This window comes from Candidatus Hydrogenedentota bacterium (assembly GCA_016791475.1).
In the GTDB taxonomy this organism is placed as follows: domain Bacteria; phylum Hydrogenedentota; class Hydrogenedentia; order Hydrogenedentales; family JAEUWI01; genus JAEUWI01.
On sequence record JAEUWI010000015.1, the window covers coordinates 70,328 to 95,939 of the forward strand.

The 25,612-nt window shown below is 60.4% G+C and carries 18 protein-coding genes; 9 read left to right on the plus strand and 9 right to left on the minus strand.

Annotated features, from left to right (window positions below):
- Positions 1-2: 2 nt before the first annotated feature.
- Together JNK74_10170 and JNK74_10175 are read left to right on the plus strand one after the other, a co-directional pair.
- A complete protein-coding gene (locus JNK74_10170; GenBank protein MBL7646541.1) occupies positions 3-3,668 on the plus strand; it encodes a hypothetical protein in 3,666 nt (1,221 codons plus the stop codon).
- Between the two features lie 362 nt (positions 3,669-4,030).
- On the plus strand, positions 4,031-5,215 hold the full coding sequence (locus JNK74_10175; protein ID MBL7646542.1) for an amidohydrolase: 1,185 nt from the start codon (positions 4,031-4,033) through the stop codon (positions 5,213-5,215).
- A gap of 312 nt (positions 5,216-5,527) precedes the next feature.
- Here the strand turns inward: JNK74_10175 and JNK74_10180 are convergent, their stop codons facing one another.
- The 3 genes from JNK74_10180 to JNK74_10190 all read right to left on the minus strand — a co-directional run bounded on the left by JNK74_10180 (position 5,528) and on the right by JNK74_10190 (position 8,858).
- Positions 5,528-6,880 carry a hypothetical protein gene (locus tag JNK74_10180; GenBank protein ID MBL7646543.1) on the minus strand — a complete coding sequence of 451 codons (1,353 nt, stop codon included), beginning with the start codon at positions 6,878-6,880 and terminating at the stop codon, positions 5,528-5,530.
- Positions 6,881-6,942: 62 nt separating this feature from the next.
- Entirely contained in the window at positions 6,943-7,566 is a 624-nt protein-coding gene (locus JNK74_10185) for a hypothetical protein (protein ID MBL7646544.1), read from the minus strand.
- A 182-nt stretch (positions 7,567-7,748) separates the two neighbouring features.
- Positions 7,749-8,858, minus strand: coding sequence for a hypothetical protein (locus JNK74_10190; protein ID MBL7646545.1), 1,110 nt, complete (start codon positions 8,856-8,858; stop codon positions 7,749-7,751).
- 371 nt (positions 8,859-9,229) lie between these two features.
- Here JNK74_10190 and JNK74_10195 point away from each other — a divergent pair, with 371 nt between their 5' ends.
- Together JNK74_10195 and JNK74_10200 are read left to right on the plus strand one after the other, a co-directional pair.
- Positions 9,230-10,171 carry a hypothetical protein gene (locus JNK74_10195; GenBank protein ID MBL7646546.1) on the plus strand — a complete coding sequence of 314 codons (942 nt, stop codon included), beginning with the start codon at positions 9,230-9,232 and terminating at the stop codon, positions 10,169-10,171.
- Positions 10,161-10,841 (plus strand): class II aldolase/adducin family protein, encoded by a 681-nt coding sequence (locus tag JNK74_10200; protein MBL7646547.1) that lies wholly within the window; start codon positions 10,161-10,163, stop codon positions 10,839-10,841. Before JNK74_10195 ends, JNK74_10200 begins: the two co-directional genes overlap by 11 nt.
- Before the next feature lie 4 nt (positions 10,842-10,845).
- On the opposite strand, the gene JNK74_10205 is transcribed toward JNK74_10200, so the two are convergent.
- From JNK74_10205 to JNK74_10215, 3 genes are all read right to left on the minus strand, one after another.
- Positions 10,846-11,130 carry a hypothetical protein gene (locus tag JNK74_10205; protein MBL7646548.1) on the minus strand — a complete coding sequence of 95 codons (285 nt, stop codon included), beginning with the start codon at positions 11,128-11,130 and terminating at the stop codon, positions 10,846-10,848.
- A 27-nt stretch (positions 11,131-11,157) separates the two neighbouring features.
- A complete protein-coding gene (locus JNK74_10210) occupies positions 11,158-12,087 on the minus strand; it encodes a branched-chain amino acid transaminase (protein MBL7646549.1) in 930 nt (309 codons plus the stop codon).
- 423 nt (positions 12,088-12,510) lie between these two features.
- On the minus strand, positions 12,511-13,002 hold the full coding sequence (locus JNK74_10215) for a CBS domain-containing protein (GenBank protein ID MBL7646550.1): 492 nt from the start codon (positions 13,000-13,002) through the stop codon (positions 12,511-12,513).
- A 218-nt stretch (positions 13,003-13,220) separates the two neighbouring features.
- Between JNK74_10215 and JNK74_10220 the strand changes: the two genes are divergently transcribed.
- The 5 genes from JNK74_10220 to JNK74_10240 all read left to right on the plus strand — a co-directional run bounded on the left by JNK74_10220 (position 13,221) and on the right by JNK74_10240 (position 20,874).
- The gene (locus JNK74_10220) at positions 13,221-14,357 is read left to right on the plus strand and encodes a DegT/DnrJ/EryC1/StrS family aminotransferase (GenBank protein ID MBL7646551.1); all 1,137 of its coding nucleotides are present in this window, start codon (positions 13,221-13,223) and stop codon (positions 14,355-14,357) included.
- A 167-nt stretch (positions 14,358-14,524) separates the two neighbouring features.
- Positions 14,525-15,622 carry a type IV pilus twitching motility protein PilT gene (locus tag JNK74_10225; GenBank protein ID MBL7646552.1) on the plus strand — a complete coding sequence of 366 codons (1,098 nt, stop codon included), beginning with the start codon at positions 14,525-14,527 and terminating at the stop codon, positions 15,620-15,622.
- Between the two features lie 246 nt (positions 15,623-15,868).
- Positions 15,869-18,877, plus strand: a complete 3,009-nt coding sequence (locus tag JNK74_10230; protein ID MBL7646553.1) for a YncE family protein — start codon at positions 15,869-15,871, stop codon at positions 18,875-18,877.
- A 501-nt stretch (positions 18,878-19,378) separates the two neighbouring features.
- A complete protein-coding gene (locus tag JNK74_10235; protein ID MBL7646554.1) occupies positions 19,379-20,014 on the plus strand; it encodes a hypothetical protein in 636 nt (211 codons plus the stop codon).
- Positions 20,011-20,874 carry a nucleotidyl transferase AbiEii/AbiGii toxin family protein gene (locus tag JNK74_10240; protein ID MBL7646555.1) on the plus strand — a complete coding sequence of 288 codons (864 nt, stop codon included), beginning with the start codon at positions 20,011-20,013 and terminating at the stop codon, positions 20,872-20,874. Before JNK74_10235 ends, JNK74_10240 begins: the two co-directional genes overlap by 4 nt.
- 32 nt (positions 20,875-20,906) lie before the next feature.
- Here JNK74_10240 and JNK74_10245 read toward each other — a convergent pair whose 3' ends face one another.
- From JNK74_10245 to JNK74_10255, 3 genes are all read right to left on the minus strand, one after another.
- The gene (locus JNK74_10245) at positions 20,907-21,524 is read right to left on the minus strand and encodes a PH domain-containing protein (protein ID MBL7646556.1); all 618 of its coding nucleotides are present in this window, start codon (positions 21,522-21,524) and stop codon (positions 20,907-20,909) included.
- Entirely contained in the window at positions 21,511-21,993 is a 483-nt protein-coding gene (locus JNK74_10250) for an LURP-one-related family protein (GenBank protein MBL7646557.1), read from the minus strand. Before JNK74_10250 ends, JNK74_10245 begins: the two co-directional genes overlap by 14 nt.
- Positions 21,994-22,183: 190 nt before the next feature.
- Positions 22,184-25,411, minus strand: coding sequence for a PD40 domain-containing protein (locus JNK74_10255; GenBank protein MBL7646558.1), 3,228 nt, complete (start codon positions 25,409-25,411; stop codon positions 22,184-22,186).
- Between the last annotated feature and the right edge of the window lie 201 nt (positions 25,412-25,612).

The window sequence follows — 25,612 nt, forward strand, 5'->3', positions numbered from 1 at the left end:
CTGTGACACTGCGCAAACGCGTTTTAACCGCCCTGGCGGCCGCCACGTTCGCCCTCCTCGCAGGGGCTCCCCTGTCCTTCGGCCAGTCCACCCCGGAGCCGCTCAAGGCTCAGGGGCAATTCCGCGACGCCGCCGTCAACCCGGCACGAGGCCAGTTGTTCCTTTCTGTCTATGATCGCGACGCGGTCTGGACGATCAATCCGGCCACCGGTGATATCGCCGCCCGGATCACAGTGGGCGACGGTCCCGGCGCCCTCGCTCTGGATGGCGAGTACCTCGCCGTGGCCAACCGGCTGGGCAATTCGGTAACCCTCATCCGGCTGGACACGCTGGAAGTCAGCGGCACGCTGTCCACCGGCGAAAGCCCCAGCGCGATCGTGTCGCTGGGCGGCGGACGTTTCGTCACGGCGAACACCTTTTCCGACTCCCTTTCGGTAATCAACGCCTCGACCAACAGCGTGGAAACCATCACCGATTGCCCCAGCGTACCCGTCGATCTGGCCGTAGCCGGCCAGCATCTGGCCGTGGTCGGTCGCGCCGAAGCCCGCGCACAACTCTATGATCGCGATTCCCTCGCGCCGGGCAGTTCCGTCACCCTGAGCGCCATGGCCACCCGCGTCGTGGCCCACACGGGCGACACCTTCGTCCTGGCAAGCACCGACAAGCTCTTCGTCGTCGATCCGACAAGTGCCGCCGTCTCCGCAACCCGAAATATGGCCGTGGACGACCTGAGCAGTGACGATGGAATGCTCTATACGCTTAAGTCGGGCACCGTCGAGACGCTTGATGCCGGACTTCAGACCACCAACACAACAAGCCTCTCGCTGCCGGCCAGCGCCATCGCGGCGGGCGGCGGCGTCGTCGCATTTCTCGATCCCAAGTCGTCCCGTGCGCAAGCCGAGAATTTGAGCAGCCTTGCGCGTGCCGTCCCGGTTCAGGTTGCGGCGCAGCCCGAGGCCCCGCTGCCTGCCCCCGAACCCGAGCGGAAAGGGAAGCGACAAAAAGACGGAGACCTGGTCATTGTCGAGGCCGCACCGGTCGAAACCGCCAACGTTTCGGAACCCGCGCCAGCGCCGGTAATCGAGCCCACACCGGATGCAACACCCGCCCCCGAAGTAACAACCGAGGCGCAACCGGAGCCCAGACCCGAGGCGGAAGTCACGCCGGCACCCGAAGCCTCACCCACGGTGGAAGCCACGCCCGCGCAGGAACCCGTCAAGGTGGCCGCTGAACCCGTGTCCGAACCCTCCCCGGTGGCGAAACGCCCCTCAGGCGCCACGCCGCCCTCGTCCGCCTCGGTGCGCCGCAACCCCATCGTCACGGAGAGCGTCCGCGCGCCTTCCACCGGACGGCCGTCGGCGTCTCCCATGCAGCAGCTTGATCGCAGGACCATCACCGACGCGCTGGTCCAGCCGACCGAGTTCGGCTCCACCACGGGCGGTTTCCAGGCCCCCGACCTGAGCAAGGATCTGGAGAACGTAACCGCGACCAGCATTTCCAGTGCGGGCCGCGGCGCGCCCACGATTTTCAACGGCTTCCGCGCCGAATTGGGGGATATGACCATGTCGGCGGACGAGCTTACACACGTCCAGGAGCCGGTCGATCTCCATGCCAAAGGCAATGTGGAGATCACCCAGCAGTCCTCCACCATTACGGCCGACGAAATCCACTTCCGACTGGATCCCGAAGACGAAACAACCCCCGAAACCCCCAAAGTCATCCAAGGTGCGGAAGAGGAAGGCCCCTCTCTCGACAAGGGCCACCTGACACTCCACAACGCCCACGTGGTTGAGCCGACCCGCGAAATGACCGCGGATTACATGGACTACGACTTCAAGTCGGGCCAGGGCGAGCTCAATAACGCAACCGGTCAGGCCGGAATCTACTATTTCTCCGCCGAAAAGCTCCACCTCCACGGCCCCCAGACCCTGAGCGGCGAAAACGTGTGGGTCACCACCTGCGACCGGCCCCACCCCCACTACAAGATTCGCCTGAGCGAGCTCGAGATGGTGGACGGCCAGCCCGTCGCGGGCTCCAATGCCCGCCTCCAGTTGGGCAAAGCCGACACGCCCCTCTATCTCCCCCGCTGGCGTCGCGGCAGCGTGGGTGGTTCGCCCTGGACCCTCGACTTTGACAGCGGGCGGCAGGCCGATATCGGCTACTTCGTCAATGTGGGGCAGGCCTATGAAATCAATCCCGATGTAACCCTCGGGCCGAGGCTTTTTGTAACCGAGAAGGAAGGGGTGGGCTTTGGCGCCGACCTCACCTACGACTTCATGGACAACCCGGCTTCCCGCTTCTATCGCACCCAGGGTGAGGCCCACGCCCTGTACACGACCGAGGACCGGGGCTACGTTCACTGGTACCACCGCTACGAGTACAGCAATGACCTCGTAGTCCGCGCCCAGGTGGAGCATTGGGGCGATGAGGAGTTCTACAAGGACTTCTACTACGATATGTTCCGCAGCCGCTCGCAACCGCGGACCTTTGCCAACATCACCTACCGCCAGCCGAATTACATCGCCACGGGCACGGTTCGGGCCCAGACCCACAGTTGGTTCAGCGAGACGGAGCAGACGCCCGAAGCGACCTTCCACTACCTGGAACGGCCCCTCGTGGAGAATCTGTATTTCAGCTTTGACACGGCGAACGGCTACTACAACCGCGAGCCCTACGGCGTGGATGGCGCCCGCACGGCCAACACCGCGCGTCTGACCTATAGCTGGGATCCCATGCCCGGCCTCGCCATCACGCCCTTCGTGGAAGCGGACGGCTACTTCTACTCCCGCGAGCGCCAGAGCGACACATCGGCCGGTCTCTTGTCCACCAACGTCGGGGTAACCGCCCAGACCCGGCTGCACCGCACCTATGCCGGACGCTGGGGCTTCTCCGCTTTCAAGCACATGATCGTGCCCTCCATTACCTATTCCTATCGGCCCGACACCAGCGTGGATCCCCTGGAGATTCCCCAGTACGACCCGCTGGACAGCATCTTCGGTCGCAGCCGCATTGAGACCAAGCTCTCGAATGTATTCTATGGCCGCGACGCCGAAACCGGCGAAGTGTGGCAGGTGGGTCGCCTCACCCTCTATCAAGGCAACGACCTTCGCAATGAACGGAGCAAGACGGAAGACTACGAAGTCGAGCTGGACGTGCGCCCCCGCCCCTGGTGGGGACTCCAAGTCGTGGGCGAGCGCCAGAAGACCTCCGACGAGGATCAGGGCCTCAGCCGCGATACCATCGCCCGCAATTTCCCACGCTTCTATCAGGAGGTCCTCGGCGAGGCCTTCGGTTTCGATGATGCCCAGGACTACAGCGGGCGTTTCGGCGATTACAATCGCATGCTCGCCCAGTTGTACTACGACGGTGAGCCCCGGGGTGAAAAGGTCAGCGGGCGCGTCGGCTTCGCCTACACCAAGACCCAGGATGAAGTGTTCAACCGCGAAGCCCTCTACGGCCTTGGCTACAAGTTCAGCGACAAGTGGGGCTTCGGCTTCGAGCATACCTATGACTTCGAAGAACACGACCTCCGTTCGCAGACCTATGAACTCCGGCGCAGCCTCCACTGCTGGGAAACGGCCATCCGATTCCGGGATCGCGAATCGGGCTTCGACATCAACCTCGAATTCAACATCAAAGCATTCCCAGGCAGCCGCCTGAAACTGTAACAGCGCCGAAGCATCGGCCGTGGAAAGAATAAGAAGTTTAACCACGAATGGACACGAATCCACACGAATAAGACGAACTAGAACTTGCTTTCAACCCTATGCCGCATTGGCGATGTGGAAGGGCAAGCTGAATTCATTCCATCCGTGCCCATCCTTGTAATCCGTGGTCAGAAAAAAAGAGCATTGGCCACGGATTACACGGATGGGCACGGATAAGTTCTACCGAAGACACGGACTTAAAAAATTGGATGGGAGTTTGGACATTCTTCAGGCCCTTCCAGTTCTTATTCGTGTAAATTCGTGTGCATTCGTGGTTGGCATCTTTGGGTCAAATGGCTGAAGTATTACCAATACAGGAAATTATGTCTGTCACGCGTTCCGAGATTAACAAGCTTGTACCGACAATCACCGAACTTCGACATGAACTGCATCAGCAGCCCGAAATCCGATTCGAAGAGCGATGGACCTCGGATCGCATCGCGCGCTTCCTGAGCGAATCCGGAATTCCCTTCACCCGGGGCCACGCCAAGGGCACGGGAATTATGGCAACCATCGCGGGCGAAGGTGACCGGTGCGTCGCATTGCGCGCCGACATGGACGCGCTGGAAATCCAGGAAGAGACCGGGCTCCCGTATTCCTCTCGCATACCCAACCGGATGCACGCCTGCGGACACGACGGCCATAGCGCCATCCTCTGCGGCGTGGCGAAAACCCTCTGGAATCTGCGAAGTGAATTGAAGGGCACCGTCAAGTGCATCTTCCAACCTGCGGAAGAAATCGCCGCCGGCGGGCGCTTCATCGTGGAAGAGGGCCTGCTGGACGACGTCGGCGCGGCTTTCGCCCTCCACTGCTGGCCCGGCCTCCCCTGCGGCAGCGTCGCCATCGGCACCGGCCCGGTCATGGCCAGTGCGGACTTCTTCCGCATCGTGGTCAAAGGCAAAGGCGGCCATGGCGCCAACCCCGGCGGGGCCATCGATCCCATCGTCGTGGCGGCCCACATCCTCACCGCCCTCCAGAGCATCGTCAGCCGCGAGACCGATCCGTGGGATTCCGTGGTGGTGAGCGTCGCGCGCATCGAAGCCGGCTTCGCCTCCAACATCATCCCCGAGACGGCCATCATGGAAGGCACCTACCGCGCCCTGAATCCCGAGTCGCGCGCACGCACCGCCGAGGCCATCGAACGCATTGCATCCCAGATCGCCAAAGCTTTCCGCGCCGAAGCCGTCATGGAAACCGAAGGCGCGGGCTATCCCCCCCTCAGCAACGACATCGCCATGGGCACATTCGCCCAGGAATGCGCCCGCAACCAATTCGGCGATGATCGCGTCATCCCCGTCACCCACCCCTACATGACCGCCGAAGATTTCGCCTACTACCTTCGCGCGGTGCCGGGCGCTTTTATCTTCCTCGGCAACGACACGCCGGATGCGGTCGATCCCCCCTCCCTCCACAGCCCACGCTTCATCTTCAACGACAACGCCATTCCCGTCGGCATCGAGACGATGGCCAGCATTGCGATTAACTACTTGGATCGGTCGCCGGCGTAGGGCAACGCGCCAACGTGGCTTAGCCTTCCAGGCTGAGACAAGGCACGACTTGGGTACAAGCTGGCTCTTGTAGCTCGTGCACCGTCGCAGATTTCTCGCTGAATAAGCCTCTACTTAAGCTATGGGAACGATGGGGCTCTGCCCACCGGGATCACTTCCTGAATTCGCCGTTCACCCAGACCAACCGGGCACCTTTTGTCTCAGCCTGGAAGGCTAAGCCACGTTGGTGCGCCTTCTTGCTTCAAAGTGCATGGAGCTAGCCCAGGTCTACTTCGTTTTGATCGAAAGCGGTGGCCTCAAAATCCGTAACCGCTATTTCGCAGCCACCCCCGCCGACAGGTCGATATACGGCGCACCGAAGATCCAGCGGCAGGTCCACTCGTGGCACGCGCCCCAGGGTGCCCAATAGCATTCCCAGGCGCTGTACATCGACACCGCCATCAGTACCGCGACGACAGACCAGGCCCAGGCTCCCCGCACGCGATTGAAGGCCGGGATGCCCATGAGGATCAGGATGGGCATGGCCCCCATGCCCCAGCGGAAGCCGTAGGCCGCGCCGCCGTAGTTGTTGGTGCCGGAGACGTAGTAGTAGCCTAGCGCGGCGAAGCAGGCCAATCCGGCAAGATAATAGTTCCGCCACTCCCGCATTCCATCCCGCCAGGCGAAATAAATACCTGCAAAGCCCATCAGGAGGATGGGGTACAGCAGAAAGATGCCGAAGCGGCCGAAGGTCATGTGGAAGAAATAGGTCCCCTTAGGCTCGTTCAGCGCGTCGATCTGGCCCGGGTGCCGCCAGGCGCTGGATTCGAAAAGATACAATTCCCGGTGTGACTGGACCGGCAGCAGACTGCCCGTAACCTGATAGTTCGCGCCAAAATGGATGACGAGAGGGCCGATCAAGCCAAGGCCCCCCCACAACACCGCTGGCTTTGGATGTTTCCACAACAGACCGCAGCCGGCCGCGGCCACGAAGATCGTCAGTGGCATATCCAATGTAAAGACCAGCGCCCCCGCCAGACCATACGCTGCGAAGCGCCAGGGCGCCGGGGCCAGCTTACCCGAGGTCACGCCGATGGCGAAATAGAGCGCCGCGAGCAAGGCGCCGATGGCCGGGCTGTGATTGTTCAATTCAGTGGCGAAGCCGGGCAGTTGGGTGGCGAATGCGAGGGCAAAGAGGGGGAGCAGTCGTTGCCATGGGTTTTCGATCAACAATCGCAAGAGCATAAAAAAGAAGATAATACCGATGGCGTGGGGAACCATGACGAGTGTCAGAATCATGGTTCGCATGATCTGGCGAAGTTCGTCGCGAACCTCAAGGTCCCAGCCGAAGATCTTTCGCAGGCCCACGTATTCCGCCGTCATCGCGAGGGGAAGGAGCGGCGGCTTGGTCGACAGGAGGCGCCCGTTCAGCTCAATCTTGTCGATGGTTCCTTGTTCGAAGGGATTGGGGGCCTGATCCAGAGGGCGATCAATGTACCAGCTACCCTCGTGCACGAGACTGTACACCGTGGCAAGGCGGCTGTTCGATGAATCCCCCGTTTCCACGGAGTGAAGGCCAAGCAGCACGACGGCGAACGACAGCAACATGAGCGCCCAGGCCGCCAGCCGCGCCAGGCCTTCCCTGGGTCCTCGCGCTCCCATATCCCCTTCAACCGTGTCAGCCATGCTGGATCCTGAAAACCGGGCTGCCCACGCAGGCGCGCGGGCAGCCTCGGAAAGTAACGCTATCAATCCCGACCGGTAATCGCAGACATCGTCCGGCTGAACCAGCCCTTCTGGGGCTCTTCGGCCTGAACCGTTCGCTCCACCACACGCTGCACGGGCGTCCACTGACCATTAACTTCTTCTTCGGTCAACTCCGACAGAAAAAAGCTCCCCACGCGCACCCAGCGCCCGTTGCGCAGCTCGTAGGTGAGCGTTTCAGTGCCGGTGTCGCGCAGGTAATTGTCGTCGATCTGGGCCTCGTCCCGACTCCGGTGGAGCCGGGTGGCGTAGCGCGTGCGATCCAGCTTCACATCGGCGATAAACGGCGAAGTGCGCGAATCCGTCTCGGTCAAGGTCACATCCGCATCGCGCGCGCCTGTGGCGTAGTCGCTGTACTCCTTGTAGAAATACGGGCGTTTGCGAATCACCCGGTCTTCATCGCTCCGGCCTTTCGCTTCGGTCTGGTCAATGTGAAGCTGAACCTGCCGAAGCAATTCGGCCCGGGATTCGGACTCGGTCGCCGTAACGGCCAGCGCCTCCTCCACCACCGGCTCACCTCCAGCATCCGCCTTGTCCCCACCGCGAAGACTCGCGCAGGAACTCAGCAAAACCAACCCAAGAATTGACACTCCCTTAGCGATATGCATGCACCGGATCCTTCTTCCATCAAAAAAAGCCTTGCGCATCCGTGCCTCCAAGCATCGTCCAGGGTTTTCCCCGGCCCGCTCCCCTGCTCGATTCGCACGGATGTCCAACACAACTCGAAAATTCCGAGCATCATAGCACAAACGCACATGCCGACGCGCCACAGGCTGGGAGCGGCGCGCCTTTAATACGCCGAACGCACGCCCTCGTTGATTCCAATCGCCAGGCGGCGACCGCTCACGCGATCATCATTCAGGTGGACCTCGCTGCTGGATATGGCGGCAACGATAAAGCGATCCATGATGCGATCCGACTGGCCCACCGTCACCTCCTGCTCGTAATCCGGGTTATTCAGGCGAAACGTGGCCTTCTTTCCATCGGAGTCCACCGATTTCAGCACAAACTTGAACTGGCCGATCTCCCGCGCCACGGACTCGTACTTCGTCCGAATTTCCGGCGCGGAATCCACCTTCATCGCCCGCTGCATCATTTCGTAGGCCTTATCCTGATCCGCGCGGCGCCAGGGATTGGCCGCCATGAGCGAATCCACATCTTTCAATAGAACCGAACGGACATCGGCGGCGATCTGACGGTTGGCGTCGGTGTCGTTGACCCGTAGCGCCGTCATCGCCTCTTCAAAAGCAACTATCGAGTCTTCTTGCGCCGCCAGCATCTCCAGCGCCCGATTCGTATAGACAACCTGATTGGCCCGGTTTCGGGCGTCGATAAATTCACTAATCTTGCCCCAGGCGAAGTTCCCGCCAAAATACAGCAGCACCAGCGCGCCGATCACCATGACAATGGGCCTGATTCGGCCCGCAAGCCCGGCGCTGGACGATTGGGGCAACTGGGCGCGGGAAATGCTCACCGATGATGAAGACGGCATATCGTCCAGCAGCGACGCGGCCAGGTTGCGACTGTACTCGTCCAGATCCTGCGCGACGTGTGCGCTGCGTTTCGGGGGCGGGGGCGGGGGCGTACGCCCGAGGAGCCGATCCAGAAAACTCACCTTGCGGCGGCTCGCAAGCATCGCCTCTACCGACGACGCCTCCTCCACGCGAAAGGATTCCAGCGCACCCGTTACATTGCCGGAAGGCGCATAACTGGTCTTGGATTCCCCACCCAGATCCTTCAGGGTGAGCTTCATTTCCTCGCGGCGCGGTCGCCCCACCTCTTCCCCGCAATGGTGGCACTTGGTCGCCCAGACGCTCACCTTCATACGGCACGTCGGGCAAAGCCGCATTTCTTCCTGCGGTTCGCCATAACTGCCCTTGTTATTCTGATCCTGGGACACGACTCCGACTCCTTTCATGTACCTGTCTGCCGTCATCCGAATTGGAGGACCCCTTCACGCTGCGGGAATCTCCGCCCCATTCGGACTTTATTCTGTTTTCATCCGGACTGCTGGCTGCGCCACTCGGACTATCGTACCTTTATTACCTTTCCACAATAAAGAGGTGATCTCAGTAAATCAAGCTTATGCCTTCGGGCCGACCAATTTCCATGGACCACGGGAATCGCCACGGGTATTCCAAATCTGCTACCATGCGCCCCGTTCAAACGAGAATGTAAGGGGACCGCACGGCCCACGTGTCCGCAGCAACTTCCGAAACCGGCGTTCAGGCCCGTTCAAGCGTACCACACCATGAAATCCAAAACCCGACTATGACGACCAGTACCATACCCCTGCGAGAGCGCGTCGGGGCAACCGGGTGCTACCTGGGACTCCTGCCCTTGCCGTACCTCGTTCCTCAGGGCGATAACCGCCCCTATGGACGCCATCACTACCGTCAGGCCGCCATTCTATTCGGCGCGCTTCTGGCCCTGTTGGGCCTTCTGGCCGCCGCCTTGCTGATCTTATCATATCTGCTGGTCTATCATCGCGAATTCTACGAAAGTACCCGCATCGAGGTTCATGTATTCGGGATCATTCGCAAACTCTTTCTGGCCTGGGGCGTCTTCTGGGCCTTCGCCCTCGGCATGGCCCTGCTGGGGAAGGCACGCCCCATGCCCCTGGTCCACCGAATGGCCACCCGCGACTGGGCCGTTCGAATGGCCCGCCTCGGGCTTGCCGCCGTCTATCTTTTCGTCCTGACTCTTATCCCTTTTGCCGTCCACGCATCCCTCCTGGTGCCCGCCAACCGAGAATCCGGCGCGGTGTACATGGTCTATGAGGACAACGGCATCTTCCCCCGCTGGCTCTTTGCCCTCGCCTTTTACCCCATGGCCCGAGCGGCCGAAAGCACCTACGGAAAGGACAGCGCGGTCCTGATCAAGATATCACGGGCAACCGTGGCCAGGGCGCTCGCGGAGGGGCATGTGGTGTTCGTCGGTTCCCATGGCACCCGGAAGGGGCTGATGCTGCACAACGACTGGCTGCTCCCGAAGGACATCGCGGCGCTCCCGAAGAATAAATCGCTTAAGTTTGTCTATCTGACCGGCTGTGACAGCGGCGACCAGCGGGAGGCGTGGACCGCCGCTTTCGCCCCCGCCGACGTGGTCACCTATGACCGGCTCAGCGCCTCCCTGGAGCACGCCTGGTGGCTGTGGTTCAGTGGACCTGAAAAAGTGCGTGCCATGTACGCGGAGGAATCCCATGTCGGATGAGCAGAAGCTGCGCGAGACCATTTGTGAACTTGGGCGGCGCATGTACGCGCGCAATCTGGTGGGCGGGACCGACGGCAACCTGAGTGTGCGCCTGCCCGATGGCCACTTCCTGTGCACACCCAGTGGCGTCTCCAAAGGCTACATGAAGCCCGAAGATCTCATCGTGGCCGATGGCGCGGGAAACAAGGTTCGCGGCGAGGGCAAGGTCACCTCGGAGTTCTTTACCCACCTGGCCTGCTTCGAAGAGCGCCCGGATATTGCCGCCGTAGTCCACGCCCATCCGCCCATCGCCACCGCCTTTACCCTGGCGGGGGTGTCTCTCGCAGAACCCGTGCTCCCCGAACTGGTGGCCGCCCTGGGCGGCATCCCGGTCACCGCCTACGCCACCCCCGGCACGCCCGAGGGGAATGAAGTGATCCGTCCCCTCATTCGCCTCTGCGACGGCCTCATGCTGGACCGCCACGGCTCGGTCACCGTGGGCGCAACGCTCGAAAGCGCCTACTTCAAGCTGGAAAAGATCGAGCATTCGGCCACGGTATTGCTCGCCGCGCGCCAGTTGGGCGGGGCTTCCCGGCTGGGTGCGGCCGAAGTGGATCGCGTGCTGGCGACCCGCGCACCCTATGGCGCCACCGGACCGGTATACACGGCCGAGCTGTACACGGATCATTAGTAAGTTACACGGCGACTTTGGACCGCCAGATGATCCGTGCCAGCGCATAGGAGATGGTCAACCCCACGACGAGATGGAGCGCCACCACAGCGACGATCAGCGGTTTCGGATCCAGAAACAGGAACGCATAAATCACGTGCAGCGGCTCCCAGGCCGCAACACCCGCAGAATCTACGATCTGCATAGGGAGTATGGGCAGGCATGACGATGCCACAAGGACAACTATAACAATCTGCCAGAATTTATCCCGAAAAATAAGTCGGGTTGGCGGCTGGATGCGTTTCGTCATGGGAATGCTCCCTCGCGCGGCATGCGCTCAATAAACCGGCGTGCACCAGTGGCGGTAGGCGTCCACCTTGCCCGTGACAACCTTGAAATAGATGTCCTGCAGACTGCGGGTCACCGGACCAGGTTTACCCGCGCCCACGGGACGTCGGTCGACCGAGCGGATGGGAGCCACCTGGGCGCCTGTGCCGCAGAAGAAGGCCTCATCGCTGATGTAAAGCTCGGTGCGCGCGATGGGCCGTTCAACGACCTTGATGCCCAACTGCTCCTGCGCGAGCTGGATGATCGTATTACGGGTAATCCCCACCAGAATGTCGGCATTGGCCGGCGGCGTGATGAGGGTGTCGCCCTGCAGCACGAAAATATTCATCGCGCTGCCTTCGGCCACCGTGCCGTCTTCCCGGAGAAAAATGGCTTCGTGGAATCCGGACTGCTTGGCTTCCGAAGCCGCCAGGGACGAGTTGATGTAGCTGCCGGTGGTCTTGGCGCGTGTGGGAATGGCGTTGTCCGAAAGGCGGCGCCAGGAGGACACGGCCACGTCCAGCCCCTCGCTCGTGTCCACGTAGTCGCCAAGCTTGATGAGATAGCAGCAAAGCGCGCTGGAAACGCCGCGCACGGCGGGCCCGAGGGACAGCTCGCTCTTGTAACAAAGCGGACGGAGATAGATGTCCTCGCGCAGGGCGCAACGCCGCGACACTTCCAGGCAGATCTCGGTAATCTGACCCGCGTCTTCAGGGATATCCATGCACAAGATGTTGAAGTTCCGCACAAAACGATCAATGTGCTCGTGGAGGCGGAAGATGAAGAGATTGTCTTCGTCTTTGCTGTAGTAGCCGCGGATCCCTTCAAAGAGTGCCGTGCCGTAGTTGAAGGCATGGGTCATCACGCTGAGTTTCGCGTCGGCGGAATTCATGTACGCGCCTTCAAAGTACGCCGTCGATCCTGGATGCATTGTTGCCATGTATTCTCTCTCCAACCACCAGCCTTTCCTGGTGGATACCATGTTCAATTTACATCTTGCCTTCCCGCCATGCATACCCTGATATCAAGGGATCGCAACGAATTGGATGTCGGGACGGGCCTGACCGGGATGCGGAAAACCGGCTGCGCGGCACATCCGCAAGGGAAAACACGAAGCGAGGCCCGGTCCCGAGGCGCTGTGGCGCACCGTTTCAGCGAAAGGCTCACCAGCATTGATGGGTGGGCGTAGTATCGCCGTTCCCGTGCGGTTTTTGCAAACTATGCCCCGAACGGACACGTCGCGTCCACCCGGCCAGGTGTCTCAAATCCCCCCTCGATCTCCGAAGCCCGACACCGGACAACAAAGAAAAATCCCCCCGCCTGGGCAGGGGGAACGGCGCCTGAATTCTCCGGGACCCGGAGGCTACTGGGGCGTATATTGCTCGATGATTACCCGATTGGAAGACATGCGCCAGCGCGCACGATACGCCTTTTCGTAATAGGCGTCGTTCAGCCGCTCGATAAGTTCCGAGCTTTCCGCCATGTCCGCCTCAATTAAATCGCGCATCGAGATCAACCCTTTGTAGACACCGCCATTGCCAACGACGACCAGATGGCGCACGCCGCACTTGAACATCACCGACTTGGCATGGCGCATCTCGTCGTCCAGTCGAACGGAAATGGGATCGGCGGTCATCACCTGGCGCACCCGTACCACGTCGATGTCCAGCGACGCGTTGACCACCCGGTGCATCAGATCCCGTTCGGAGAAGATGCCCACCACATGTTCCCCCTCTTTCACCGCTACGGCCCCCGTCTTCCGTTCGCATAGATAATGCACTGCATCTCGGACCGAGTCATCGGCGCTCACCCAGTAAATATCGCGAGGCTTGATGACATCACTGATCATTTGCATGGACCCTACCTCCTTCTGTGGCGAAGGCTGCGAATCGCCACGGCTGCCTGGCTGGAACGGCTGCAAACGCGCCCGGAGCGGGCGTGATGCGGAAACAAAATTCGGTTGCACTCTCCTCTTCGTATTGATTAGTCTAGCACAGGGTCGTCCATTCGGATACCCCTTTTTGCGTCCCCAATACGGCACTTTTCTCAGTTTACACACCAAAGGCCCGCCCCATGACCTTCGATTTTGCCTGGCCCGTTTTCGATAGTTCCGACCAGGAAGCCCTCATGCGCGTCCTTCAACGTAGGAAATGGTTCAATGGCGAAGAAACCGTGGCTTTTGAGAAAGCCTATGCGGCTTTTCAGGGAGCCCGCCATGGTGTCGCCTGCACCAGTGGCACAACAGGCCTCGAAGTGGTCCTCGAAGCCCTCGAAATCGGGCCCGGCGATGAAGTTATCGTCCCCCCCTACACCTTCGTAGCCACCGCGACCGCCGTATTGCGCGTGGGCGCCACACCGATTTTTGTCGACGTGGACGAAACCTGGTGTATGAACCCCGAGGCCGCAGCGGCGGCCATCACGCCGCGGACCAGGGCCATCATGCCCGTATATTTCGGTGGCTCCATGGCCCACTGCGCCGAACTGGCCGCGCTGGCGGAAAAACACGGAATCAAGCTGATTGAGGACGCGTGCCACGCCTGGGGAAGCGCCTGGGAGGGGAAGGGCGCGGGAACGATCGGGTGCGCCGGTGTGTTCAGCTTCCAGGAGTCCAAGAACCTTACGGCGGGCGAAGGAGGCGTCATTGTAACGGATGACACGTCCCTCGCCGAACGCTGCCGCAGTATTGTCAACTGCGGACGGGAAGAAGGGGCCGCCTGGTATCACCACATCAACCTCGGCACGAACGCCCGAATCACGGAATTTGGCGCCGCCATACTCCAGGCGCAACTGGACCGATATCCCGAACAACTTGAGCGCCGTTGCGCCAACGCCGCCCTGCTGGACGCCGGACTCACGGGAATTCCCGGCATTACCCCTCAACCCGTGGCCCCCGGCATGACGCGACGCTCCTATCACCTCTACTGCCTCCGCCTGGACAGTGCCGCCTATGGCATGAGTCGGGCGGACTTCCTCGCCGCCGCCAGAGAGCGGGGCCTTCCCTTCGTCGCCGGCTACCCCCTGCCGCTCTACGAGCAACCCCTCTTCAAGAAATTCAAGGACCGCTTCGACTACAGCACCTGCCACTGCCCCGTGACCGAAGCCCTGTGCGCCAGCGAGGGCGTCTGGCTCACCCAGCACATGCTGCTGCTGACGGAAGCCCATATGGCGGAACTGATCAAAGGCGTGCGCGAAATCGGCGGACACGGGTGAGTTGACAGTTAATCCGCCGCAGGCGGAACAATTGACAATTGACAAAGAAATATTCCAGGCAAACCTTCAACCTTCAACCTTCAACCTTCAACCTTCAGACTTATACTCTCTTCTGCTATACTCGCACTTGGCGAGCTGCTCGCTTTGGGAACAACCGGGAGTGCGGCATGATCGAACTGAACAAGATTCTGAGTTACGCGGTAAAAAACGGAGCGTCGGACATCCACCTGACGGTGGCCAGCCCGCCCGCGGTCCGAATTGACGGCAAGATCCGATTTCTGGAGACGGAGCCCCTGACCCCCTCGGACACGCTGGAGTTTGCAACCGAGATCATGAATGAAAAAGAGCTCGCGGCCTTCCATGACAAGGGCGACGCGGACTTGGCTTACGGTGTGGCCGGCCTCGGACGCTTTCGTGTCAACGTGTTGAAACAGCGGGGCTCCGTGGGTATTGTCATGCGCCACGTGAAGGGCAAGATCCTCGAGTTCACGGAGCTGAATCTACCCCCCGCTCTGACCAAGATCGCCGAACTTCATCGGGGGCTGGTACTGGTCACCGGCACGACGGGCAGCGGCAAGTCCACCACCCTGGCCTCCATCATCGACTATATCAACCAACGCAACCGATTCCACATCGTGACCCTGGAAGACCCTATCGAGTTCCTCCATCACAATAAGAAGAGCATTGTTACCCAGCGGGAAATCAACATCGACACGAAGGACTTCTACTCCGCCCTGCGCGCCGCCATGCGCGAGGACCCGGACGTAATTCTCATCGGCGAAATGCGCGACGCGGAAACATTCCAGGCCGCCATCTCGGCCGCGGAAACGGGGCACCTCGTCTTCAGCACGCTCCACACCACCAACGTGATGCTCACGATTGACCGCATCATGGATATGTTCCCCTCCAATATGCACGACCAGATTCGTTCGCAGATCTCCATGCAGCTCAGGGCCTGCGTATCGCAGCGCCTGTTGCCCGCCGCCGACGGAAAGGGACGGGTGCCGGCCATCGAGTTGATGTTCAACAATCCTGGTATTGCCTCGTTGATCCGGGAAAACAACATCAAGCAGATCCCCACGGCGATTGTTGGCGGGAAGGAAGACGGCATGCAGACCTTCAACATGAGTCTGGCCGCCCTCATCAAGTCGGGACTTATCAAGGAAGAACACGCCTACGCCTTCTCGGACAATCCCGAAGAGCTCCGGATGAACCTCCAGGGAATCTTCATCAGTAGCGGTCGGGGCGGCATCCTGAAGAAATAATCCGTTGTAAATTCTACGTAATTCCAGTATCCTAACACGACGCTTGGCGCCCAATTGAGAGCCTGCCGGACGGGCAACTTCAATTGGGCGTGTCATTTGTGCGTAACGGCCCCGCGACAGCAGGCGGAGCCACCGGGAGGATCTTCAATCGTGCGTCAACCTTGGCCCTTCGCAATGTCCACTCTTGCGGTCGCCCTCGTCTTGTTTGCATTCGCCTCGGGCGTTCGGGCGCAGGAGGAGAGTTTTGTGAACTTTGAGACGGCCCCGGTTCATCCCGTGGATTTAAGTCCCTCGGCTCAGTTCCTGGCGGTGGCGCACCTGGCGGACAACCGCGTTCTGATCTTTGACCTGACGGAGGGCTCTCCCGTCCTGAGCCGCGCCATTCCGGTGGGCATTGACCCCGTCTCCGCACGATTCCGCACCGATACGGAACTGTGGGTCGTGAACCATATCTCGGACACCATCACCATCGTGGATGCCTCCAATGGTGCCGTCACGGGCTTGATCCAGACCCTCGACGAGCCGGCGGATGTCGTATTCGCCGGTAATCCGGTGCGGGCCTTTGTCACCTGCTCGCAGGTCAACACCATTCAGGTATTTGATACCACAACACACGGCGTGGTTGAGGAAATGGTCCTGGATGCGGAGGATCCCCGCGCCCTGGCCGTCAGCCCCGACGGCAACACGGTCTATGCCGCGATCTTCGAGTCCGGCAACCGAAGCACCCTGCTGGGCGGCGGTTCCGTGGGACCAGGCACCATCAGCTTCCCCCCCAATGTCGTGGACGATGCGAATGCGCCCCACGGCGTGGTCAATCCCGCCCCGAACAACGGGGCCCAGTTTTCCCCACCCAAGAATCCGGCAAACGGCACGCCCCCCCCGGTGGGCCTTATCGTCAAGCAGGACAGCGAGGGGCTCTGGCGCGATGACACCGGAGCGAACTGGACCGAGTTGGTCAGCGGGAATCTGGCCGCCCAGTCCGGTCGCCCCGTAGGCTGGGAGTTGCTCGATCATGATATCGCGATTATTGATGCCAACGATTTGTCCGTGGATTACATCGACCACCTGATGAACATTGGCATGGCGCTCGCCGTGAATCCCGGCACCGGCGCGGTGACGCTCGTGGGCACCGACGCCACCAACGAAATCCGGTTTGAGCCCGTGGTCAACGGCACCTTTCTACGGGTCCTGTATGCCGCCGCCGACCCCGATACGGGGCAATCCACGACCATAGCGGACCTGAACGCCGCCCATGTCAACGGCTATGCGACCCGACGCATTCCCCAGGCGCAGCGCAACCGCTCCATCGGCGATCCGCGGGGCATCGTGTGGAACAGCGCCGGCACCACGGCCTACGTAACCGGCATGGGCTCCAACAACCTCGTGGTCATCAACACCCAGGGCGTCCGCGCGGGCCAGGCGGACACCATAGAGCTGGGCGAAGGACCTACCGGCCTGGCCCTGGATGAAGAGCGTCAGCAACTCTACGTCTGGAACCGATTCGCGGCGTCTCTATCCGTCATCAGCACGGAGTCAGAGACTGAGCTCAGCCGTCTGAGCGTCTTCGATCCCACCCCGGCGGCCATCCGCACCGGGCGCAAACACCTGTACGACACCCACAAGACTTCCGGCCTCGGCCAAATCGCCTGTGCTTCCTGCCATGTGGATGCCCGCATGGATCGACTCGCCTGGGATCTCGGCGACCCCGCCGGTGATCTCCTCCAATTGACCAACCGTAATCTCGGCGGAGATATCCCCGGCTTGAATGAGGATTTCCAGCCCTTCCACCCCATGAAGGGGCCCATGAGCACCCAGACCTTCCAGGGCATCATCGGTCAGGAGCCCTTCCACTGGCGCGGCGACCGCCTCGGACTGGAAGATTTCAATCCCGCATTCAAGGGCCTTCAGGCTGACGACACCGAACTGACACCTACGGAGATGCAGGAATACGAGGATTTCCTCGCGACTATCCACTTTCCGCCGAATCCCTATCGCAATCTGGACAATACCCTGCCCACGAGCCTTCCCCTGCCCGATCACTTCGTCCCACACCAGATGGACGTTCCGGCGGGCACGCCCCTGCCCAATGGCAACGCACGGGATGGTCTGGATCTCTATCGCGATCACGTAAGGCGGATTGACGGCGACACCATGGCCTGCGTCACCTGCCACAGCTTGCCAAGCGGGAATGGCCCGAATGCCCGATTCAACGGAACATCCATCGAGACCATTCCGGATGGCCCACGGGACGAAAAGCACCTCATGCTCGTCAGCATCGATGGTTCCACCAATCGCTCCCTCAAAGTGGCCCAGCTTCGCAACCTCTACGACAAAGTGGGCATGACCATGCTCAACAGCCCGAGTCGTGCGGGCTTCGGCTTCCTCCACGACGGCAGCGTGGACACCCTGGAGCGCTTTCTCTCCGAAAACGCCTTCAATACGGCAACGGCCCAGGAACTGGCCAACCTCGTCGCCCTGATGCTGGCTTTCTCCGGCTCAGACTTTGAACCCGATGCCACCCCGCCCGCGATCCCCTTCCTCGACATCCCCGGGGAACCCAGCAAGGACGTCCACGCCGCCGTGGGCCAGCAGACGGAAGTAGACCCCGCCGCAAAGGATCTCGGCGAGCTGGCCCAGTTTGTCAATATCGTCGAGACCTCGAACCGCGTTGAGCTCGTGGCCCATTTCCCGGTGAATGGCATCCAGCGCGGCGCGCGCTACCAGGGCAACGATTCCTTCGAGCGCGACGCTGCAGGTTCTACCATCACGACCGATGCGCTGCTGGCTTCCGTGGACGATGGTGGAACCGCCATTTTTACGATTGTGGCCGCAGGCACCGCCAACCGGATCGCCCTCGATCGGGATCAGGACAGCTACTACGACTATGACGAAGTACTCGCCGGCTCCGACCCGGCCGACCCCGAAAGCTTCGGGGGCGGTGGCGAGGGAGAAGGCGAGGGCGAGCTGCTCTACCACTCGGCCGATACCAACGAGGACTATGCCATCTCCCTCTCCGAACTCCTGCGCATCGTCCAGTTCTACAACAGCGACCGACTGGGCTGCCAGGATGGCACAGAAGACGGCTTCCAGCCCAACGGCACCAGCGAAACCTGTGCGCCCCACAAGAGCGACTACGCACCCCAGGACTGGCGCCTGAACCTCAACGAGGTACTCCGCCTCATCCAGGTCTACAACATCGGTGGCTACGAGCTGTGCGAAGGCAGCGAGGACGGCATTTGCCCCGTGGCGCCATAAGGAAACGATAGAAACGTACCGCCGCAAAGGCCCCCATGCACGCCGCAATCGCCAAAGCCTGACGACGACCCCGTCGTGCAACGCCCACACCAAGGCGGCGGCACGCCACGGCGCGTCTCCGACATGTCCCTGCGGATGTAAGACGACGACCTGAACGAACGCAAAAAGCCACTACCCTTCCCAGTAGAGGCGCCCCAAAAGAAAGCAGACAACCACGGGTGCCACCTCAATCGAGCAACGCTCGTTTGGGTGCCTTGAGCAGTGCCAGCGCCGCATCATACCGGCGCGAAGTTTTGCGGCGAGTGGGAAAAAGCGACCGCAATGAAGCCATATCCCCTTCTAGACGTTTCGCTCATTCCCGGTGCTGCCCGTTCCTGCCGCCCGGCGCGGTTTTTGAAAAAAACCGCACTGGTGTCCCGTCTGTCTGGAGATCCGAGACGGTCATCGCATATTATTTACCAGAAACTGTCATTTTTTGACAGTTTCTGGTAAAACAATGACATGAACAGCATCACCGAACATTTTCTAAATGCGCCCATGGGCGTCTTTACTCATTCCGATGTCGCCGTGGCGTTTCAAGGCTCGGATGACAGCCGCCACGGCAAGGTGAAGCGCGCCCTGGCCAGCAATGAGATTCAGGTCGTTCGGCGCGGTCTCTACTGCCTGGCCAGACCCTATCGCCGACATCCCATCAATGTCTATGCCCTTGCGCAGCGCGTGTACGGCCCGAGCTACGTCAGTATGGAATCGGCGTTGAGCTATCATGGCTGGATTCCCGAGGCCGTTCGCGTATGCACGAACGTCTGCCTCGGAAACCCAAAGGAATTTCGGACACCCTTCGGCGTATTCTCCTTCGAACGGGTCCCGCAGCGGGTTTTCTATGCGGGGGTGGAACGCCTGGACGACGGCGATCACGGCGTAGCATTCATGGCGACGCCGGCCAAAGCACTCGCCGACTACTATTATGTCCGCCACCCGAGTTGGACAACCATTCGCGACGCTGCGGGCAGTCTGCGGATAGAGCCGGAAGACTTGAGCCAGGTATCGGCGGCGGATATCGACGAACTGGCAGCGAACTACCGGAACCGCCGCGTGCTTGCGTTCCTGGCGGACTGGAAGGCAGCGCTGCAACCATGAGCATTCAAATCATTCAAGACCGTCTGAACGGGCAACTCTGGGAGACGCATCTCGAAGAACAACAGGTCCTCCGCGAGATTACCCAGGAGATCGTTCTGGCCGCATTGGGGCGGGGCGATTTTTTCAAACACGCCGCGTTTCAAGGCGGGACCTGTCTTCGAATCTTCCACGGGCTGGAGCGCTTTTCGGAAGATCTGGATTTCATCCTCCGGAAACCGAACCCGGATTTTGACTGGAGTGATTACGTAATCCAAATCAAACGCGAAGTCGAAGCCTTTGGCCTGAACTTCACCGCCAAAGACAAGAGCGAATTGAACGCGGCCGTGAAAAAGGTGTTCCTCAAAGAGGACTCCCTCGGTAAGGTGCTCGCCCTGCAGTATGCACCCAAAACGGGTCCTGCCAGGAAAATCCGCATCAAGCTCGAAGTAGATACCAACCCGCCATCGGGCAGCGGATGTGAAGTCAAGCACTTGGAGTTTCCTTTTCATGCATCCGTCACCGTGCAGGACCTTCCGAGCCTCTTCGCGGGAAAGATTCACGCCCTGCCGTGCCGTGACTATATAAAAGGCCGGGATTGGTACGACTTCCTTTGGTATACAAGTCGAGGCACTCCCATCAACTACCGATTCCTGACATCGGCCCTCAGTCAACTGGGGCCTTGGAAATCCGCTGGCGTAGTGGCGGACGAAGCTTGGTTGGTCAAAGAGTTGGGCAGTAGAATCGCCTCCCTGAACTGGAAGCAGGCCGCAGACGACGTGCGAAGATTTGTCCCGGCCCGCGATCAGAAATCTCTCGATCAGTGGAGCGAGGCACTATTCCAAGCGCTGCTTAGGCGCTGGCAGAGTACACAACGGGGTTGATTGTTGGGTTCTGGTTCTCCGCCCCGCCAATCTCAGAGTTTCGGAACTCTGGTCTCCCCACCCCATCTTAGGTATGCAATATGGCAGACGAACCTGTGCGTCCAGGGCCCCGTCGCTTCAATCCTGCCTTGCAAAAAAGCGCCGTCAAGAAATTCCACAACGGCGCTACGCGTTGCGCAGTCCGGAATTCTTTTCAGCACAAACTTCACGACAAGGTCAGGTTCCACGAAAGAATTCGGCACAGAAACTCGTCGACCACCGGTCTCAAGTATCAGCGCATCCAAGATTACATTATAGCGCACCCCCGTCACCTGCTCCCATGGCAGATGGCGCCTTCTTCCAAGCATATCGACAAAACCACAGCCAGATTCATCAATCGCTAGGCGTTCAAACCTGGAGGTCTGCCAGCGCCAGAACAGTGATGGGGCTGAAATCGAGAACACGAAGAGGAATATGATCAAGGACTGCAGGAACAAGGCTGAGATCGGCGCGGGCTGGGCATCATCAATCAAGTAAATGACGATGAATGGGCAAAGCACCAAAACCAGTCCCAAAGTTGAATATAGTGCCAGAGCCGCATCATACCAGCGCGAAGTTTTGCGAGTGGGAAAAACTGATCGCCCAGCCAGCGCCCCGTCACTTTTTCTCATCGTGCAACACCTGGTCAATCACGATACACGTTGCCAGAATCGAGACGGCGTCTTCGCCCTCCAGTATCTCCACGCTGTACGTGTGGGTCAACGAAAATAGACGGCGCGTGACAATCGCGACGTTTCGACCCCCGCGAATGAACACATATTCATGGTCCCAGAAACTGCCTTCGATCGTGTAGTCGTTCGGACCCGGAACGTCCAGCGTAAACGCCTTGTGGAACCAGGAGAACTCCTTCGCGACTTCGGCGAAGAGCTGGCCGTTGCGATAGATACCGTACCGGGGCATGAAGGAGAGGAGTTCCTGGTCTATGCAGGCCAGCTCCCTTCCCTGCATGTCCTGAAAAGAGAGTTTGTCCCCCCACGAAAAAGCCGCGCCGTCGATGTGAAAGACCGGTCGCTGACTTTCGTCCAGAATATTGAAGTCATCGCCGAGCGCCCAGAATTCCTCCCTGATGAGATAGTGCATGGTCCGGCCATCCTTTCGTGTTAGCTGCCGCAGCGTTTACATCGCCGTAAAATACACCTTAGATGGCGAACTATTCGCCTCACACCAGAAAGCCAAATCCCTGCAGAATCCGCACCTTCGCGTCGCAGGGGAAGTACCGCCGATCCGCTCCCCTGCAGGAACCTGGATCTTGCCGCAACACCGTTGATATCTACAAGTCACTCAGAAGGCGCTTGATAGCCGCCTCCAATTGAAGATCGCGTCCGGCGGCCACATCCTCCGGCGTGTTGTACACCAGAATATCCGGTACGGTCTCGCTGTTCTCATACCACCCCGTCTCGCGGTCTTTCGCACCCAATTGGGGAATGCCATATTTGATGTTCGCATTCAACAGTTCCATCCACCACACGGCCGTGCCGGTACCCGGAACGCGTGCCCCGACGATGGGGCCGATCTTCAGGCGCTGATAAAGGTGGGGGAAAATGCTGCCGTCCGAGTAGCTCGAAGCATTGGTAATCAAAATGCTGGGTTTGCCCCAGCGGTCCTTTGGGATTCGGCTGGTGTGGTAGCCATCTCGCGAGTAGAAGTCGGCCGTTACTTCCCCCGTGAACAAGGTGACCAACTGGTCGTGAAGATTCCCGCCTCGGTTATAGCGGATATCGACCACCAGAGCCTCCTTGTCGCGGCCTTCGCCAAAGACGTAATCCACGGCACGCTGGTAATTCTCCCCGTCCATCTCAGAAATGTAGAGATAGCCCAGCCGCCCGCCGGACAGCTTATCCGTCATGGCCTCGCGGCGCGCCACCCAATAGTCTACAGCCAGCTCCTTCTCTGCTTTCGCGCTGACCGGCACGACAACAAAGCGAGACGGGGCCGCCCCCGCACCATCGCTCACGGTCAACTCCACGGGTGTGCCGGCCTTCCGGTTGAGCAGGGTGCTCAGGTGCTCGTTGTGGTGGACCGGGACGCCGTCGATCTCGGAAATAATGCCCCCCTGCGGAATGGGCTGCATGGCGAGGTCGCACGGACCGCCAGCGAGGATCGCTTTCACTTTTACCCCGGGTCCCGAATAGTCGCTGTCTTCGTAGATACCCAGCGCGGCCGTGTCGTCCGCCAGGCCCGGAACATAATTCCAGAAGCAACCCATATGGGAGGCGTTCAGTTCACCGGCCATTTCGCCCATCAGATCGCAGAAATCTTCCCACTGCTGAAGATCGGGAAGGTACCGGGCGTAGTCGGCGCGCAGCGCCTCCCAGTCGCGGCCATGCATGTCGGGCTGATAAAACTTGAGTCTGGTCATCTGCCAGCAGTGCTGGAAAATCCACGCCATTTCCCCCCGCGGATCGTAGTCCAGTTGCGCTTCAAAGGGAATCGGGCTCGAAGTGCCGTCGGCCAGCGAGATGCGAACCATACCCGCGGGGCCGACGCCGTAGAGGGCGTCACCGCCCGGCGCCAGGCTGAGAGCGGCGACGGAAGGCTGCATGGCAAAGATCTGCTCGAAGGACTCACGGGCGAGACCAACGCGATACCCCACCAACTGCGACGCGTTGTTCACGCCGACCAGCAACAGGTCCTGGCCGCCAGGCAAGGCCTTTGTGTAGACAATCGAGGCGAGCGACACCGGCGTGAGGCGGGTGATGCGATGCTGGATACCTTCGGTCTGCGGTGCCCAGGATCCGTCGCTTTTGGCCGCATCGCCCGCATTCGCCTTGACCGCCTGGTCGGCCCCCGATCGGGCCAGCTTGAATGCGTCATAGGCCTCCTGGGTCAAGTGCGCGATGTATAGATCCATCTGCCCTTCGGAACCGTCCGGACTCCGAAATCCCTGCCGGTCACCGGACCACAGTATGGCCTGCCCGTCCGGTAGAATGGTGGGAAGGCTGTTGGAATAGCCGCTCCGCGATAGATTCACCGGTGGTGTCTGGCCCGTGGTGTCACAGAGCGCAATATCCAGGTCCCCGGCCAGGGAGCCCACGGTGGACGCAATAAAGCGTCCATCAGGCGACCAATCGAAGCTCAGATCCCCGTCGATATAACTGTACACCTGTCCGGGAGGAAGCGCGGTGGCGGTGGTGTTCTTTTCGCGATCCCATACCTTGATGCTGTTCCGGTTCTCGAAATAGGCGATGCGCCCGCCATCCGGTGAGTAAGCCGGGAAGAGCAGATCGACCTCGCTCGCGATGACTCTGCTTTCCTCCAGCCCGCCGGGCGCGGTAAATCCTGCCCGTCCTTCCGGCAAGGCCAACTCGTAGATCTCGGAAACGCCTTCGCGCTCGCTGCAGAAGAGCAGACGGCGACCGTCTGGGCTGAAACTGACATGCTGCTCAAAGGCCGGCGTACTGGTTACCCGGCGTGACCGCCCACTTGCGGTGGAAACAACAAAAATTTCCCCTCGGGCAACCACGGCGACTTCAGAACCGTCGGGCCGGGTCACGATTTCGGATACGTAGGCATTGGCGCTCGTGGAAAAGGCCCCGGAGACCAGCGGCGCCTGGTGGATGTTCAATGCAAGGGGTCGCGCCTCACCGCCCGCGGCCTCCCGACGCCAGATCGCGCCGTCATAGCCATAGACCAACGTGCCGTCCCGGGCGACGCTCACGAAGCGTACCGGGCGTCCCTCGTGGCGGGTGATCGCCTGGGGCTCAGCGCCGTCCTCCAGCCCGACCTGCCAAACATTGAAGCTTCCACCGGTCCCTTCGCTTATATAGAAAATGCTCCGACCGTCGGGCGCAAAGACACCGTCGCGATCTTCGCCCCGGTTGTCCGTCAGTTGACGGTGCTTTCCGCTGGCAAGGTCGTGGAGCCAGAGATCGTGGGTGCCATCGGATACAGCCCCCTTGCGCCACTCGTTTTCAAACACCGGACAATTGTCGTAAACCAGCGCCTTGCCATCCGGGCTGACCGCCGCATCCAGGGCGGGCGTAGGCAGCACCAGGTCTACCGCACCGCCCGTCGTGGGCACGGCATAAAGCTGGGTACTGTCGTTGTATGCCCCCACCAGTTCTGTTTCAGGGCTGCCGATCCGGGTCGAGCTGAAATAGACCGTAGCACCGTCGGTGGAGAACGCATAGGGCAGATCATTGGCCGAGTGAAAGGTCAGCCGTTGGGGAGTCTCGCCTTCGAGCCCGACAACAAACACGTCGAAGTTCCCATTGCGCTTGCACGCAAAGGCAATACTTTTCCCGTCAGGCGACCATACAGGGCGTGTCGAATAAAACTCACCGCTGGTCAGCGGCGTGGCGTCACCGCCCTTCGCGTCCACCAGCCAAAGCTGGCCACCCATGGCAAAGGCGATCAAGTGCCCGTCCGGGGAAATCGCAGGGTATCGAATCCAACGCGGCGACAAGTTCTCTGATTCGGCCATCGCCTGGGGCGTTGCGCCCGCTAGAGAGATTGCGCCCAGTAGTAGACATACGCAGGCACCTGTAAGTTTACGCACGATTCCTCCTGTCTGCGGGAAATCCGGCCCCGACCATCACCGTAACAAGGCCGAAGCGGGTCAGTTGCGGGATTCTATCGAAATTCAGGGTTCATCCCACCGCTATCAATAATAGATTGGCACCATTCCGAGTTCAAGTGCCGCAACCCAATGCGCTGAACGTCGAATATTCGTAGACGCTCGCAAACCAAGTGAAAAGGA

What these genes read in the sequence shown, in the direction of transcription:
- JNK74_10175 (MBL7646542.1), top strand. Translation starts at nt 4,031, where the DNA reads ATGTCTGTCACGCGTTCCGAGATTAACAAGCTTGTACCGACAATCACC.
- JNK74_10180 (MBL7646543.1), bottom strand. Translation starts at nt 6,880, where the DNA reads ATGGCTGACACGGTTGAAGGGGATATGGGAGCGCGAGGACCCAGGGAA.
- JNK74_10185 (MBL7646544.1), bottom strand. Translation starts at nt 7,566, where the DNA reads ATGCATATCGCTAAGGGAGTGTCAATTCTTGGGTTGGTTTTGCTGAGT.
- JNK74_10195 (MBL7646546.1), top strand. Translation starts at nt 9,230, where the DNA reads ATGACGACCAGTACCATACCCCTGCGAGAGCGCGTCGGGGCAACCGGG.
- JNK74_10200 (MBL7646547.1), top strand. Translation starts at nt 10,161, where the DNA reads ATGTCGGATGAGCAGAAGCTGCGCGAGACCATTTGTGAACTTGGGCGG.
- JNK74_10205 (MBL7646548.1), bottom strand. Translation starts at nt 11,130, where the DNA reads ATGACGAAACGCATCCAGCCGCCAACCCGACTTATTTTTCGGGATAAA.
- JNK74_10210 (MBL7646549.1), bottom strand. Translation starts at nt 12,087, where the DNA reads ATGGCAACAATGCATCCAGGATCGACGGCGTACTTTGAAGGCGCGTAC.
- JNK74_10215 (MBL7646550.1), bottom strand. Translation starts at nt 13,002, where the DNA reads ATGCAAATGATCAGTGATGTCATCAAGCCTCGCGATATTTACTGGGTG.
- JNK74_10220 (MBL7646551.1), top strand. Translation starts at nt 13,221, where the DNA reads ATGACCTTCGATTTTGCCTGGCCCGTTTTCGATAGTTCCGACCAGGAA.
- JNK74_10225 (MBL7646552.1), top strand. Translation starts at nt 14,525, where the DNA reads ATGATCGAACTGAACAAGATTCTGAGTTACGCGGTAAAAAACGGAGCG.
- JNK74_10235 (MBL7646554.1), top strand. Translation starts at nt 19,379, where the DNA reads ATGAACAGCATCACCGAACATTTTCTAAATGCGCCCATGGGCGTCTTT.
- JNK74_10240 (MBL7646555.1), top strand. Translation starts at nt 20,011, where the DNA reads ATGAGCATTCAAATCATTCAAGACCGTCTGAACGGGCAACTCTGGGAG.
- JNK74_10245 (MBL7646556.1), bottom strand. Translation starts at nt 21,524, where the DNA reads ATGAGAAAAAGTGACGGGGCGCTGGCTGGGCGATCAGTTTTTCCCACT.
- JNK74_10250 (MBL7646557.1), bottom strand. Translation starts at nt 21,993, where the DNA reads ATGCACTATCTCATCAGGGAGGAATTCTGGGCGCTCGGCGATGACTTC.